General features: G+C 72.9%; 13 protein-coding genes. 4 read left to right on the forward strand and 9 right to left on the reverse strand.

The genetic code is table 11. The features are described from left to right. Positions 1-3 precede the first annotated feature (3 nt). Together IE316_RS27225 and IE316_RS27230 are read left to right on the forward strand one after the other, a co-directional pair. Positions 4-354 (forward strand): DUF8129 domain-containing protein, encoded by a 351-nt coding sequence (locus IE316_RS27225; RefSeq protein ID WP_190207144.1) that lies wholly within the window; start codon positions 4-6, stop codon positions 352-354. Between the two features lie 133 nt (positions 355-487). Further along, complete coding sequence (locus IE316_RS27230) at positions 488-2,053, forward strand: MFS transporter (RefSeq protein ID WP_190207145.1); 1,566 nt, start codon at positions 488-490, stop codon at positions 2,051-2,053. On the opposite strand, the gene IE316_RS27235 is transcribed toward IE316_RS27230, so the two are convergent. The 5 genes from IE316_RS27235 to IE316_RS27255 form a co-directional block, all read right to left on the reverse strand. Beyond that, the gene (locus tag IE316_RS27235) at positions 2,040-3,209 is read right to left on the reverse strand and encodes a zinc-dependent alcohol dehydrogenase (protein ID WP_190207146.1); all 1,170 of its coding nucleotides are present in this window, start codon (positions 3,207-3,209) and stop codon (positions 2,040-2,042) included. The genes IE316_RS27230 and IE316_RS27235 overlap by 14 nt on opposite strands. Next, on the reverse strand, positions 3,206-3,667 hold the full coding sequence (locus tag IE316_RS27240; protein ID WP_190207147.1) for an SRPBCC family protein: 462 nt from the start codon (positions 3,665-3,667) through the stop codon (positions 3,206-3,208). Before IE316_RS27240 ends, IE316_RS27235 begins: the two co-directional genes overlap by 4 nt. Positions 3,668-3,796: 129 nt before the next feature. Then, the gene (locus IE316_RS27245; RefSeq protein ID WP_190207148.1) at positions 3,797-4,387 is read right to left on the reverse strand and encodes a hemerythrin domain-containing protein; all 591 of its coding nucleotides are present in this window, start codon (positions 4,385-4,387) and stop codon (positions 3,797-3,799) included. A 10-nt stretch (positions 4,388-4,397) separates the two neighbouring features. After that, positions 4,398-5,597, reverse strand: coding sequence for a hypothetical protein (locus IE316_RS27250; protein ID WP_190207149.1), 1,200 nt, complete (start codon positions 5,595-5,597; stop codon positions 4,398-4,400). A gap of 403 nt (positions 5,598-6,000) precedes the next feature. Next, positions 6,001-6,846: a helix-turn-helix domain-containing protein gene (locus tag IE316_RS27255; protein WP_190207150.1), complete on the reverse strand. Its 846-nt coding sequence runs from the start codon at positions 6,844-6,846 to the stop codon at positions 6,001-6,003. Between the two features lie 142 nt (positions 6,847-6,988). Here IE316_RS27255 and IE316_RS27260 point away from each other — a divergent pair, with 142 nt between their 5' ends. Beyond that, the gene (locus tag IE316_RS27260; RefSeq protein ID WP_190207151.1) at positions 6,989-7,834 is read left to right on the forward strand and encodes a helix-turn-helix transcriptional regulator; all 846 of its coding nucleotides are present in this window, start codon (positions 6,989-6,991) and stop codon (positions 7,832-7,834) included. 168 nt (positions 7,835-8,002) lie between these two features. Here the strand turns inward: IE316_RS27260 and IE316_RS27265 are convergent, their stop codons facing one another. Both IE316_RS27265 and IE316_RS27270 read right to left on the reverse strand, forming a co-directional pair. Next, the gene (locus IE316_RS27265) at positions 8,003-10,030 is read right to left on the reverse strand and encodes an NPCBM/NEW2 domain-containing protein (protein ID WP_190207152.1); all 2,028 of its coding nucleotides are present in this window, start codon (positions 10,028-10,030) and stop codon (positions 8,003-8,005) included. Between the two features lie 197 nt (positions 10,031-10,227). After that, positions 10,228-11,703: an FAD-dependent monooxygenase gene (locus tag IE316_RS27270; protein WP_190207153.1), complete on the reverse strand. Its 1,476-nt coding sequence runs from the start codon at positions 11,701-11,703 to the stop codon at positions 10,228-10,230. A gap of 63 nt (positions 11,704-11,766) precedes the next feature. On the opposite strand from IE316_RS27270, the gene IE316_RS27275 reads away from it, so the two are divergent. Then, on the forward strand, positions 11,767-12,393 hold the full coding sequence (locus tag IE316_RS27275) for a TetR/AcrR family transcriptional regulator C-terminal domain-containing protein (protein WP_190207154.1): 627 nt from the start codon (positions 11,767-11,769) through the stop codon (positions 12,391-12,393). A 249-nt stretch (positions 12,394-12,642) separates the two neighbouring features. Here IE316_RS27275 and IE316_RS27280 read toward each other — a convergent pair whose 3' ends face one another. Further along, entirely contained in the window at positions 12,643-14,079 is a 1,437-nt protein-coding gene (locus IE316_RS27280; RefSeq protein ID WP_190207155.1) for an MFS transporter, read from the reverse strand. 121 nt (positions 14,080-14,200) lie between these two features. Further along, positions 14,201-14,749: a TetR/AcrR family transcriptional regulator gene (locus tag IE316_RS27285; RefSeq protein ID WP_190207156.1), complete on the reverse strand. Its 549-nt coding sequence runs from the start codon at positions 14,747-14,749 to the stop codon at positions 14,201-14,203. Positions 14,750-14,790: the final 41 nt, after the last annotated feature.

The following is a 14,790-nucleotide window of genomic DNA, read 5'->3' on the forward strand; positions in this document are numbered from 1 at the left end:
ACCATGGCCGATCCCGCCCGCAACACCCTCCCGCTGCCCGACTACGACCATCTGCCGATCGGCGGTCTGCAGAGCCGGATCCGGTCGCTGGCCGCGGAGGAGGTCGAGGAGCTGCTGGCCTACGAGCGGTCGCACGGCGACCGGCGGCCGGCGACGGAGGTGCTGTCCGCGCGGCTGGAGCAGTTGCGGGCCGGCGCCCGGCCGTCGTCCGGTGACCCGGCGGCGCTGCGGCCCGAGCGGCACGAGGGGCACCACGGTTCGCGGGTGTCGCCGGCGACCTCGCCGCAGCCGCACAACCCGCCGCCGCACGGCACCCCGGACCAGCCGGCCCAGCCGAAGGGCGACCGCACCTAGGGGCGGCCGAAGAGCAGCACCAGGGTGGGGGCCCGCGCGTGGCGCGGGCCCCCACCCTTATTTGCACACTCCTGGGCAACAAACTAGCCTGCACATCGATGGGCAAGTAACTGTCTTCCTAGGAGCCCCCGCGATGCCGCTTCTCACCGGCACCCCCGTCGACCGGCAGGCCGCGCCGTCCGCGCGGCGCTGGTGGGCGCTGGGCGTGCTGTGCCTCAGCCTGCTGATCGTCGTCATGGCCAACACGTCCCTGATCGTCGCCGCCCCGGACATGACCCGGGACCTGGACCTGAGCAGCAGCGACCTGCAGTGGGTCATCGACGGCTACACCGTCCCCTACGCCGCGCTGATGCTGGTGCTCGGCGCGATCGGCGACAAGTACAGCCGCCGGGGCGCCCTGGTGGCCGGGCTGCTCGTCTTCGCCGCCGGATCGGTCGCCGGCAGCCTGGTGGACCGCACCGAACTGGTCGTCGCCGCCCGCGCGGTGATGGGCGTCGGCGCCGCCGTGGTCATGCCGGCCACGCTCTCGCTGCTGGTCGCCACCTTCCCCCGGGCCGAGCGGGCCCGGGCGATCACCGCCTGGACCGCCACCTCCGGGCTCGCCATAGCCGTCGGCCCGCTGGTCGCCGGCTGGCTCCTGGAGGACCACTCCTGGGGATCCACCTTCCTGATCAACGTGCCGATCGCGGTCGTCGCCGTCATCGGCGCGCTGACCCTGGTGCCGCCGTCCCGGGCCGCGGACATGGGCCGGATCGACTACGCCGGCGGTCTGCTGTCGATCGTCTCCGTCGGCTGCCTGGTCTACGCCGTCATCGAGGGCCCGCACTTCGGCTGGGGCACCGGCCCGGTCACCGCGGCCGTCGTCGCGGGCGCCGGACTGGTCGCCTTCACCCTCTGGGAGCTGCGGCACCCGCAGCCGATGCTGGACGTCCGCCGGTTCGCCCGGCGCCCGTTCAGCGGCTCGATGATCGCGGTGCTGTTCTTCTTCTTCGGCGCCTTCGGCTCCATCTACTACGCCACCCAGTACCTGCAGTTCGTGCTCGGCTACGGCGCCCTGGAGACCGGCGTCCGGCTGCTGCCGCTGGCCGGCGCGGTGTTCGCCGGCGCCGCGGTCACCGGGCGGCTCGCGCCGAAGGCGGGGGTACGGATCACCGTCGGCACCGGCATGGCCGTCGGCACCGTCGCCGTGCTGCTGCTCGCCCTGGTGGACAAGGGCGCGGACTACGGCGACTTCCTGCCGTCGCTGCTGCTGCTCGGCTTCGCCATCGGGCTCAGCGTCTCCCCGGCCACCGACACCATCATGGGCTCGTTCCCCGAGTCCCAGCTCGGCGTCGGCGGCGGCGCCAACGACACCTCGCTGGAGCTGGGCGGCTCGCTCGGCATCGCCGTCCTGGGCTCGCTGCTCGGCACCGCCTACGCCGACAGGCTGGGCAGCCTGGCCGGCGGCAGGCTGCCGGGCGGCGCGCTGGACGCGGCCGAGGAGTCGGTGGGCGGCGGCCTCGCGGTCGCCGAACAGGTCGCCCGGGACCCGTCCGCCGGGCCCGCCCAGGCCCGGGCGCTGGTCGACGCCGTGCACGAGTCCTTCGCCCACGGCGTCGCCCGGACCAGCCTGATCGGCGGCATCGTCATGGCCGTCGGCACACTGATCGTCCTGCTGGTGCTGCCCGGCCGGAAGGACCCCGCGCTCAGGGACGGATGACGGCGCGGACGCAGCCGTCCGTCTTCTCCTTGAACATCTCGTACGCCGTGGGCGCCTCGTCCAGCGAGAGGGTGTGGGTCGCCAGGTGGGCCGTCTTCAGCTCACCGGCGGCCAGCTTCTCCAGCAGGGTCGGGATGTAGCGCTGGCCGTGCATCTGGGCGCCGCGCACGGTCAGCCCCTTGTTGACGACGGCGCCCAGCGGGAACTTGTCGACGGCGCCCGCGAACACGCCGAGGACGAACACCGTGCCCGCCTTGCGGCAGGCGTGGATGGCCTGGCGCACCGCGGTGGGACGGTCGGTCTGCAACCGGAGCTGCTGCTTGGCCTGGTCGTACAGGTACGCGGGCCCGTCGCTGTGCGCCTCCATGCCGACGGCCTCGATGCACACGTCCGGTCCCCGCCCGCCGGTGCGTTCGCGCAGTTCGGCGGCGATGTCCGTGCGGGTGTAGTCGAGGGTCTCGGCACCCACGTACCGCTCGGTCATCGCCAGCCGTTCGGGGATACGGTCGATGGCGATGACCCGTTCCGCGCCCTTGAGGATCGCGGCCCTGGCGGCCATCTGGCCGACCGCGCCGCAGCCCCAGACCGCGACGACGTCACCCGGCCGGACACCGGCGAGGTCGGCGCCCATCCAGCCGGTGGGCACCGAGTCGGAGACGAACAGGGCGCTGGTGTCGTCGATGCCCTCGGGGACCTGGAAGGCGCCGTAGTCGGCGAACGGCACCCGGACGTACTCGGCGTGGCTGCCGCGCAGGCCGCCCATGGCGTGCGAGTAGCCGAAGATCCCGGCGGTCTCGTAGCCGAACAGCGCCTGTCCGATGCCGGGGTTGGTGTTGCTGTTGTCGCACAGGGACCACAGGTCGTTGGCGCAGTACCAGCAGCGTCCGCAGCCGATGAACGAGCAGACGACGACCCGGTCCCCCACCTTGTGCCGGCGCACCCCGGGCCCGGTCTCCACGACCTCGCCGAGGAACTCGTGCCCGATCACGTCACCGGCCCGCATCGCGGGGATGTAGCCGCCGATCAGGTGCAGATCGGAGCCGCAGGTGGTGCCCGCGATCAGCCGTACGATCATGTCCTGGTCGTTGCGCAGCTCGGGGTCCGGGACGTTCTCCACGGACAGCTTGTTCACGCCTTCCCAGCACAGCGCCTTCACAGCACCCCCTCCCCTCCGGCTCGGCGGGTGACCATCTCGACCAGCTTGCCGCCCGGGGTCGGGCGGGTGGTCGGCGGGGCGTCGGGCAGCAGGACCTCCCCGGCCTCCAGCAGGGCCTTGGCCCGGCGCAGCGCCAGCCGCAGCTCCTGCCGCGGGTCCTCGCCCGCGAGCCGGGCCGGCAGCGAGGTCTGCCCGGCCGTGGGCACCTGGACCGGCCGGACGGCCAGTTCGGTGCCGCGGTCGCCCGGGGCCGGGCGGACCCGTACCTCGATCTTGCCGGGGAACGCGGCGAGGGGCTCGGGCAGGTCGTCCGGCGAGACCTCGGCGAGCGGCCGGTTGACCGTCACCGTGAGCCACCGGTCTCCCGCCCGGTCGTCGGCCGTCCGGCCCGACCGCGCCTTGCGCACCGCCGCGACCGAGGCGGCGGCGACCGGAATCGTCCACCACACCTTCTTCATGGGCTGTCCTCCGCTTCGGCACAGGTCCGTCACCGTCCCGCGGCGGGTTTCCCGGCACGGGGAGACGAAACGGCACCCGCCGCCGGGCCGGGGCGGGCCGGGCGGCGGGTGCCGTGGGACAAGGGGGGCTCAGCGGTCTCCCATGGCCTTGCGGACGGCGTCCTTGGTGCTGTCCATGAGGACGGCGACCGGACCGAGGGCCATGTTCTTGGCGCCGGACTCCACGCCCGGGTGCGGGCGGGTGGGCGCCATCGCCTCGGCGGCCTTCAGCGCACGGGCCATCGCGGCCAGGTTGGCGGTGTCGGCGCTGCGCCGGATGTGGGTGAACTCGTAGCGTTCCTCGGCCCGGGCGTGCCGCTGCACATCGCTGCGCAGCGCCACGAGCCGGGGCAGGAACGCCGGGTCGTCGGTGTCCATCTCGTCCAGCGCGGCGAGGGTCTCCTTCGCCGCGCGTTCCTCGGCGAGCCGGTCCTCGACGACCGCCTCGCCGCCCGGCAGGCCCCGCCGGGCGAAGGGGTGGACGACCTCCTCCTCGGCGGTCTCGTGCACGGCCAGCAGCCGCACCAGGCGGCGGAAGGCGTCCCGGCGCTCCTCGCCCGAGGCGGCCTCGACCTCGTCGAAGAGGTTGCGGATGTCGCCGTGCTGCCGCATGAGCAGGGAGACCACGTCGTCGTCCTTGGCGTGGTCGTCCCCGGCGTGCGGGGTGTACGTCCCGGTCATGGCGTCCCCCTCACTTCTCGCGCATCGCGGGGTCGGGGTGCGCGCCCTCGGACTGCACCCGGTACTCCCGGCCGAACATCTCGTTGTGCTCGGCCATCACCCGGTCGCTCGGCGGGGCCTCGCCGCCGTGGATCTGCTCCTGCATCCGCTCGAACCGCTCGTGCGCCTCCCGGACGTAGCCCGCGCCGAGCGTGGTCAGGTCCATCTGGGTGTCGAGGAGTTCGCGCAGGTACTGCTTGTTCGGCTCGAAGGTGAGCACGTTGGGCAGCTCGGGCGCCAGGACCTGCTGGGGGTCGCGGCCGTCGTGGCGGCGCATCAGGTCGCAGGCGACGTGCAGGTGCTCCAGCTCCATGTTCAGGTGCAGCTCCCAGATCGCCTTGACCTTGGGGTCGCTCTCCTGCTCCATGAAGGAGTAGTACAGGTAGCACTCGTTGTACTCGTGGTTGACGAGCTGCTCCCACCAGGTCTCCCCCGGGTCCACCAGGGACTCGTAGTGGGTGACGTGCTCCTCCTCGATCAGCCCGATCTCCTGGTACAACTGGCGGGCGATCGGCTCCATGTAGGTGGGGCCGGTGTTCATGTAGAAGTTCATGGTCTGCTGCTCGGTCGACATGATCGTCAGCGCGTGCAGCTTGGACAGCGGGTTCGTGGTGTTCTTGTCGTACGGGTCGCGGACGTTGTCGACCGGGTCGCGGTGGTGGAACCGGGTGGGCCGGCCGGGCATGACCTCGGTGAGGTTGTCGACGATCGACTCCGCCTTGCGGTGCTCGATCATCTCGTACAGGTTGGCGTACCGGTACAGGTGGTCGAAGTCCTCCAGCACGCCGAACTGGTACGCCTGCTTCAGGTACGGGTCCGGCTCCATCCGGGCCACCCAGGCCGTCAGGTCCACCGCGACCTGCTCGTAGGCGATGGTGGTCTCCAGCACCGAGGAGACGCCGGGCAGCAGCCAGTTCACGACCTTCTGCTGCTGGGCCTCGATGTACCGGGTGCGGGCCAACTGCCGCTTGATCTCGGGGTCGGGACAGTGCCGGGCGAGCTGGTGGCTGAAGAGGATCGCCTCCACCTCGATCCCGTTCATGGTGATGATCCGGCACCGGGTGTACGGGTCGCACCGGTCCGGGTCGATGGGCTCCACGTTCAGCTCACGCCAACTGCGCACCTGGCGGTCGAGCGGGATGCCCCGCTGCTCCAGCGGGTTGAAGGTCATGGGGGTGCCTCCTGACGACGAGGGGGGAAAGCCGCACGCGGGACGGGGGTACCCCGTTACGGGCGACAGGCACGGCCTTTCTTCGCAGTCTGTCCGCGCAGGGCGGGTTCGGGCCATCCCGGACGCCCATGGGTGGCGGGGTTCCCTCTGCTGGGTCAACCGGCGCGGCGATCCGCCCGCGGGGCGGCCCCGGTGGCCGGTCGCCGGGTGCGCCGGGTGCGGCGGGCGCGGGCGGGGTCCGGCGGGGCCGGTGGCGCCGGGATCGGGGCGGCGGGCGGGGTGGCGCCGCCCCGGCCCTGGTGGTACGGGAGGGCCGGGGCGGCGGGGACGGCCGGGTCCTGGACGCGACGGTGGCCGGGAAACGCCGGTCGGTGGGCTCTGCGGTCGGTGGGCTCTGCGGTCGTCAGGCGCCGGTCGTGAGGTGCCGCTCCGGCGCCGGGGCCGTCGTACGGAGGGATGCGAGGGCGGCGGCCGTGGCGCCGGCGGGTTCGGCCTGGTAGACGATGAGCTGCTGGTGCGGGGCGCCGTTGACGGTGAACGCGGCGAACGCGATGTGCAGGTCGCCCACCCGGGGGTGCCTGAGGTGCTTGCCGTCCTGGGACTTGACCTCGACCTCGTGCAGGCTCCAGAGGGCGGCGAACTCCTCGCTCGCGGCGGACAGTTCCGCCACCACCTCGGCGATGCGGGCCGAGCCGGGATCGTGCCCGTACGCCGCCCTCAGCTCGGCGACGCAGGAGTGCGCGGTCCGGTCCCACTCCTGGTAGAAGTCCCGGCCCGCCGGGTCGGCGAAGACCATCCGGGCCAGGTTGTCGAACGCCTCGAAGCCGTCGTGCAGGGCGGTGGCGAGCGCGTTGCCGGCGAGGACGTCGAGGGCGGGGCCGAGGACGAAGGCGGGCGTGTGCTCCCACGACTCCATCAACCGGAGCAACTGGCCGCTCACTTCACCGTGCTCCGCGGCACCGGGGCGCCGGTGGGCGGCGAGGCGGAGCCGGTGGAGGTGGCCGGTGGCCTCCGCGTCGAGCCTCAGGGCCTGCGCCACCGCGTCGAGGACCTGCGGGGAGGGGCTGTTCTCCCGGCCCTGCTCCAGCCTGATGTAGTAGTCGGAGCTGACCCCGGCCAGCAGCGCGACTTCCTCTCTGCGCAGTCCCGGGACCCGGCGCCGGCCGTGCTCCGGAAGGCCGACATCGCGCGGCTTGAGGGCCTCGCGGCGGGCTCTGAGGAATTCCCCCAAGGGCGTCGCATCGCTCATGCGTCAAGATTAGACCAGACGGGGGAGATTTCCCGAGCGTCCTTTCCCCCGGAATTCCTCGACCGGGGACCGCTCATCCTGGGTGTGACGCACCCACCTTCCGGGGGTCCTTTCCCGGACGCTATGTTCTAGCCTCGACGGCATGGACATCGACGAGCGCCCCGACCCGGCGGAGGGACTGGGCGGGTTCCTGCGCTCCCGGCGGGAACGCCTGGCCCCCGCGGACGTGGGCCTGTCCGGCGGCGGACGCCGGCGGGTACCGGGGCTGCGGCGGGACGAGGTCGCCGCGCTGGCCGGTGTCAGCGCCGGCTACTACGTACGGCTGGAGCAGGGCCGCGAGTGCCACCCCTCGCACCGGGTGCTCGACGCGGTGGCGCGGGTGCTGCGACTGGACGACGCCGACCGGCGGGAGCTGTTCCGCCTGGCCCGGCCCACCGCCCGCCGGATGCGGGCCCCCGTCCGCGTCGAGCGCCCCGGGGCGCACTTGTGCCGGCTCATCGAGGGGTGGACCCGGACGCCCGCGTTCATCGTCGGCCACGCGCAGGACATCCTGGTGGCCAACGACCTCGCCGAGGCGCTCTACTCCGACTTCGCCCAGCGGGACAACGTGCTGCGGATGCTGTTCCTCGACCCGGCGGCGGGGTCCTTCTACCGCGGCCCCGAACGGGCCCGGCAGCGCGCCGTGGCCGACCTGCGGGCCACCGCCGCGCGGACCCCCGACGACCCGCGCGTCCTGGAGCTGGTGGGCGAACTGGCCGTGCGCAGCGCCGGCTTCCGCTCGCTGTGGGCCCGGGAGTACCCGCGGGTGCCGCCCTACGAGGTCGAGCGCGTGCACCACTCACGCGTCGGTGACATGGAGCTGCGCCACGAGGCGCTGGCCATCCGCAGCGCCCCGGGGCAGCAGCTCGTCGTCCTCCAGGCGGAGCCGGACTCCCCGTCCGCCGACGCGCTCGCCCTCCTCGGCTCGCTGGACGCCATGGCGAGGTGAGATCGGCGCACGGACGGCTCGTGGAATTCCCCCCTTTCCATTCCGGAATATGTCCTGCCCGGCGCCCGGGGAATGCGAGCGAATTCATGGCGTGGCCGCTTGTCCGCTTTTCCCCTGTGGCGGGATCAGCCTTTCCCCTGGGGGAGGTATCGGCGTTTTCGCGGGGCGTCAGCAGGTGAGGCGCGCGTCGGCCCAGTCGGCGTGGTCGGAGTCGACGCCGTCGCCGCCGTCGGTGACCACGAGCCGGACCACCTGGGCCCCGGTGATGTCGGCGGTCAGGGTCTGGGCGGGCATCGCGTTGGTGAGAACGCCGGTGGCGGCGGCCCTGGTGCCGTCCGCCCAGATCTCGAAGGCGACGGTACCCGCGGTGCCCTTCTCGTCGTCCACGCCGACCTCGGCGGTGATCCGCTCGCAGCTCTCGCCGGTGTAGAAGGAGAGGTCGCTGGGCGCGTGGACGCCGAGGCCCTTGGCGTAGGCGGTGCCGCCGACGGTGATCGGGTTGCCGTCGCCGGCCGCCTGCTCACCGTTGCTGGTGTCCCGTTCCACCGGCCCCCAGCCGTTGGTGGCCGACAGCCACGGCCGGTCGCTGAGGTACGACGTGCCCGAGGGCGGCGGTACGACGACGGTCACGGTCAGCGGGACCGTGCCGGTGACCGGCGTCCCGGACGGCGAGCGGTAACTCGCCCGCAGGGTCAGGCCGTACGTGCCGGTCGGTGTTCCGGCCGGTGCGGTGACCCGCCACTTCGCGCTCAGCGACCTGCCGGGGGCGAGGGCGGGGGCCGTGGTCGCCGAGACGGGCCGGACGGTCCAGCCCTCGGGGCCGGTCAGCGACACGGACACCCGGCGCGCGGCGGTGCGGCCGAGGTCGGTGACGGTGCCGGTCAGCGTGACGGGGGTGGCCGCCTGGAGGAACGGGTCGCCGTCCACGCCGAGTTCGACGGCCGGCGGGTACGCGGCCCAGCGGCGGTCGGCGGCGACGCGCAGCAGGACGGTGCCGTGGGCCGGGACGGTGGCGGCGATGGTGCCGGCGGTGTGGGTGGTGCGGTGCTGCCACAGGTCGCGCACTGTGTAGCCGGCGGCGTCCGGCAGGCCGACGGCGCTCGCGGTGGTGGCGATGCGCTGGGCGTTGCCGGACTCGTTGAAGAGGGCCACCGCCCGGCTGCCGTCCGCCATCTCCTTGCCGACGACCCAGCGTCCGCCGCCGGAGGAGACGACCTCGCCCTGCTTGCCGAGCGGGTCCTGGTCGACGGCGATGACCTCTTTGTTGCCCAGGATGTCGAAGGTCTCCTGGGAGGCGGTGCGCAGGTCGGCGCCGATCAGCAGCGGGGCGGCCATGATCGACCACATCGAGAAGTGCGAGCGGTACTCGGTGTCCGTCATGCCGCCGTTGCCGACCTCCAGCATGTCGGGGTCGTTCCAGTGGCCGGGTCCCGCGTACGGGGCGAGCGGGAGGTTGCTCTTGAGGATCTGGAGCATGGAGCCCCAGTTGTCGCTGATGTCACCGGTGGTCCGCCACAGGTGACCGACGTCCGCGGCCCACTCCCAGGGCCGGTTCTGGCCCCATTCGCAGATGCTGTAGACGATGGGCCGCCCGGTCGCCTTCAGCGCGTCGCGCATCGTCTCGTAGCGCTGCCGGGCGTCCACGCCCTGGTTGTTGCAGTTGTCGTACTTCAGGTAGTCCACGCCCCAGTCGGCGAACTGCCGGGCGTCGCTGTACTCGTGGCCCAGGGCACCGGGGAAGCCCGCGCTGTTGCAGGTCTTGGTGCCGGCGCTGGTGTAGATGCCGAACTTCAGCCCCTTGGCGTGGACGTAGTCGGCCACCGCCTCGATGCCGTGGGGGAAGCGCGCGGGGTCGGGCACCAGCTTGCCGTCGGCGTCGCGCTCCGGCAGGGCCCAGCAGTCGTCCAGGTTGACGTACTGGTAGCCCGCGTCCTTCAGGCCCTTCGCCACGAAGAGGTCCGCGATGCCCTTGACCATCGCCTCGTCGAACTCGGCGCGGCAGTGGGTGGAGTTCCAGTTGTTGAACCCCATCGGCGGGGTGAGGGCCAGACCGTCGGCCAGGGCCGGGGTGTCGTCGGCGGGGGCGGTGCCGGGGGCCGCCAGGGCCGGTGTCGCGAGGCCCGCCGCGCACAGCAGGCCCGCGGTGAGCGCGGCGGCCACTCTGCGGCGGATGGTGCGGGTGTGAGAGTCACGCATCGTCGTCGTTCCTCCGACTCGCAAGGGGTCCGATGACATCGACGCGTCATCGGTGTGCGGTAACGGTAGGAGATGTCCGAGTGTGTTGGGAAGAGCGGCGACGCGTCGGGGGGATGTGTTCGGTTTCGGCGGGCGTGGCCTTCGCCGTGTCGAGGTCGCCACCACTGGCTTCGTGGACGAGAGCGGGAACGGCCGCCTCACGGCCGGTGGGTGGTGGCGAGGGCGCGGGCGAGGTCGGCCCTGAGGGCGGTGTCGTCGCCGTGGGTGCCGGCCCAGGCGACGTGGCCGTCGGGGCGGATCAGCACGGCGCGTATGCCGGACCAGTCGGCCGGGGGCGTGCGGAGGGTGCCGGCGTGCACGCGCAGCCCTGGCCGGGACCAGGTGCCCAGGGGGCGGGCCGGGTCGCCGGTGAGGTCGAGCAGCAGGTAGCTGTCGGCGCGCAGCAGGGCGAACAGGCCGGTGTGGCCGACGGCCAGGTCGGGTGCACGGGTGCCGGTCAGCGGGTGGGCGTCGGGTGCGGCGGGCGGGTAGGCGACGGCGAGGGAGCTGACCTGGGCGGCCAGGTGGTCGTTGAGGTCGGGCAGCGTGGTGATGAGCCCGGCGAGCAGGTGACGCAGGTCGAGCCCCTCGGGAGTGAAGGCCGTCATGAGGGCGACCTGCGCGCGGCTGGTCGCGGTGAGGTTGGCGCCGACCGGGTGGCGTTCGGCGTGGTAGGTGTCCAGGAGGGTGTCGGGAGCCCAGCCGTTGAGGGTGGCGGCGAGCTTCCAGGCGAGGTTGGCGGCGTCCTGGATGCCGACGTTCATCCCGACGCCGCCGGCGGGGAAGTGCTGGTGGGCGGCGTCGCCGGCGAGGAGGACACGGCCGCGCCGGTACCGGGCGGCGAGCCGGGTGGCGTTGCCGTAGCGGGAGAGCCAGACGGGGTCGCGCAGGCCGAAGTCGGTGCCGGCCATGGCGATGACGTTCTCGCGCAGTTCGTCGAGGGTGAGGTCGCCGGGCCAGGTGGTGGTGAGGTCGCGGGGGGTGATGCCGACCAGGCGGTGCAGGCCGCCGGGCATGGGGACGGCCATGAGGGTGCCGGCCGGGCCGAAGTAGCTGTAGCCGGCGGCCGGAGGCTCGTCCAGGACGACGTCGCCGAGCCAGCCGAGCACGGTGGAGGGGGTGCCGGGGTAGTCGATGCCGGCCGCTTGGCGCACGGTGCTGCGGGCGCCGTCGCAGCCGACCAGGTACGCCGCCCGCAGAGTGGAGTCGCCGCGCGGGCCGGTGACGTGCACGTCGATGTGGTCGGGGCCGTCGGTGAGGCCGGTGACCTCCTGGCCGCGCAGGATGTCCGCACCCGAGTCGAGGGCCTGCTGCTCCAGCAGCGCCTCGGTGCGTTCCTGGGGCAGGGCGAGGGTGTAGGGGAACGGGCTGGGCAGGCGGCGGAAGTCCAGCCGGGACTCCAGTACGCCGAAGTGGCCGCCGGGGAGTGGCATGCCCTCCCCCACGAAGGGCCCGTGCACGCCGCGGGACGCGAACGTCTCGATGGTGCGGGGGTGCACGGTCAGGGCGCGGGAACGGGGATCGCGCCCGGTACGCCTCTCGACGACCGCGACGGTGATGCCGCAGCGGCGCAGCTCCGCGGCCAGCCACAGCCCGACGGGGCCCGCACCGGCGACGACGACCTGGTGGTTCATGACGCTTCTCCTCACAGCAGTCTTGGTCGGTGACCAAGTGACACGGTGCAGTAAACTAGGTCAGTGACCAAGAAGCAAGCCGACGAAGACTCCGCGGGCCAGCTCACCCGGGCGGTCGTGATCGACGCCGCGCTCCAGGTGCTGCGGGACAAGGGACTGGCCGGGGTGTCCACCCGGGCGGTGGCCGACCGTCTCGGGGTACGGATGAACACCGTGCTGTGGCATGTGAAGACCAAGGCCCGGATGCTGGAACTGATGGCCGACGCCGTCCTCGGCACCATCGACTACACCGGCCTGCCCGCCTCACCGCGGGAGCGGGTCCGGGAGCTGGCCGGCCGGTACCGGCGAGCGCTGCTCGCGCACCGCGACGGTGCCGCCCTCGTCACGGGCACGTATGCGGCCGAGCCGCACACCCTGCGCTTCGCCGACCGCCTCGTCGACGCGCTCCTCGGAGCCGGAGCGGACGAGAAGCAGGCGGCCTGGACGGCATGGACGATCACCTACTTCGCCCTCGGCCTGGTGCAGGAGGAACAGGCCGCACCCGAGCAGCGCGACGACCGCCTCGCCCGGGCCGTGGACCCCGCCGCGCACCCGGCCCTGCACCGGGCCCGTGGGCACTTGCGTCCGGAGGCGTTCGACGACCGCTTCGCCTTCGGCCTGGACGCGGTCCTCTCCCGCCTGCCGGCATGAGACCGGTGCGCGCCGCACCCGGCCGACCGGGCCGGACCCCGCACGAACATGCGGCGGACTCGGCCAGGGACATGCCGTCCGGACGCCCGCGAGGTCCTCACGTGCCCCTCGTCGGCACCGCGCCCCGGCCGCCGGCGCCCACGCCGAAAGGGCCTCGGGTGCGATGTGCGCATCCGTGGCCCGTCCGGCATGCGGCAGAAGCCGGAGGCCGCGCCGCCCGGCCCTGACCATGGCGCGGCCGGTCCCGGGTCAGGCGGACAGAGCCGGGGTCGCGGTCTCGGCGTCCCCCTCACCGCCGGCGGCGGTCCGGGAGGCGCTGCCGCGTCGCAGGGTGAGGGCGATGGCCACGCCGAGCAGGGTCAGGGCCGCCGCCGTGAACCCGGCCGTGCGCAGGCCGGGCACCAGGGCGGCACCGTCGGTGGCGTGGGTGCCGTGGGAGGCGACGGCGATCAGGACGGCCAGACCGACGGCGCTGCCGATCTGCTGGGTGGTGGAGGCCATGGCGGAGGCGATGCCCTGGTGGGCGGCGTCCACGCCGGTGCCGGCGGCGGCGAACATGGCGGTCCAGCCCAGGCCCTGGCCCAGGCTCAGCAGGATCACGCCGGGCAGCAGCGCGGGGTAGCCGCCGGTGGGCGACAGCGCCAGCGCGAGCACGGCCATGCCGGCGGCGCCGAGCAGGAGTCCGGCGGTCAGGGTGGTGCGCGTGCCGACCCGTCCGAGGAGCTTCTCGCTGGCCTTGGTGCCGGCCATGCCGGTCAGCGCGGAGGGCAGGAAGGCCAGGCCGGTGGCCATGGCGCTGTAGTGGTGCACGTTCTGCAGGTACAGGGTGAAGAAGTAGTACTGCGCTCCGAAGGTGCCCATGAAGACGAAGGTGACGCCCATCGCGGCCACCAGGTTGCGGTTGCGCAGCAGCCGCAGCGGCATGAGCGGGTGCGCGGTGCGGGCCTCCACGGTCAGGAAGAGACCGACCAGGGCGAGCCCCCCGATGAGGGCGGACAGCACCTGGGCGGAGGTCCAGCCCGCCTCCGGACCCTGGACGACGCCGAAGACCAGGGCGGTGAAGCCGACGGTCGCGGACAGCGCGCCGGTCACGTCGAAGCTGCGGCCCTGGGCGCGGGACGGGTCCGGGCCGATGGCCTGGTACGCGACAGCGGCGGCGCCCAGCGCCAGAGGCACGTTGACGTAGAAGACGGACTCCCAGCCGAGGTAGTTGGTGAGCACGCCGCCGAGGAGCGACCCCAGGGCGAGCCCGACGGCGCCGGCACCGCCCCACACGGCCAGCGCCCGGTTGCGCTCCGCGCCCTCCGCGAAGCTGGTGTTGATCAGCGAGAGGGTGGCCGGCAGCAGCAGCGCGCCACCGAGGCCCTGGACGGCACGGGCGGCGACGAGCACACCCGGTCCGGTGGCGAGGCCGCCCGCCAGGGAAGCGAGTCCGTACAGGACCAGCGCCGTGGTGAACATGCGGCGCCGGCCCAGCAGGTCGGCCATCCGGCCGCCCAGCAACAGGAAACCGCCGTAGGCGACGGCGTAGGCGCTGACGACCCACTGCAGGCTGTGGGCGTCGAAGCCGACATCGCGGCCGATCTCCGGCAGTGCCACGTAGACGATGTTGTAGTCGATGGCGCTGATGAACTGCGCGAAGGCCAGGAGGGCGAGCAGCAGCCCGGTTCCCCGACGCTTGGTCATGACAGGTCCTAACGGTATGTGCAGCGATTATGTATGCGGTTAACCGCTTACTTGTTGGGTCGAAAAGAAGGCCGCCGAAGCGGCCCCGAGTGATCGAGAGGGGTGGGAAGGGGTCGAGGGGTCAGCCGCGCAGGGTGCGCGCCCAGGGGGCGTCCACCGCGTCGGCCCCGACGGCCAGCACCACGTTGCCGAGCAGGGCGCCGGCGAAGTAGCGGCGCAACTGTTCGTCGGAGGCGCCGGAGACGGCCCGGACGTACTCGACCTGCTTGGCGTAGCAGGTGCGCACCGCCTCGCCGATGACCGGCTCGCCGGCCGCGCAGTTGCCGTGCATCAGGATCATCAGCACGTCCCGGTCGGCGACGACATCGCCGTACGAGGAGCTGAGGGCCTCCAGGATGGCCTCCGGGTCCGTGCTGCGGACCTTGGCGACGGTGGCGGCGGCGGCTTCGCGCAGCACCTGGGAGCAATGCTCGATCAGAGCGGCGAACAGGCTCTCCTTGTCCGGGAAGAGCCGGTAGAGATAACCCTGCGAGATCCCCGCGGCCTTGGCGACGTCCATGGTCGAGGTGCCGTAGTAGCCCCGCACGGCGAAGGTCTTGATCGCCGTACTCATCACGGTGGCCCGGCGCTCGTCGGCCGTGGAGCGCTGCCTTGTCCTCGCGGTACTCATGGAAGTAATCAACCACTTTCATCCGTAGGCTGTCAACTCGC

Origin of the sequence: Streptomyces fumanus, from assembly GCF_014655295.1 — a bacterium.
GTDB lineage: Bacteria > Actinomycetota > Actinomycetes > Streptomycetales > Streptomycetaceae > Streptomyces > Streptomyces fumanus.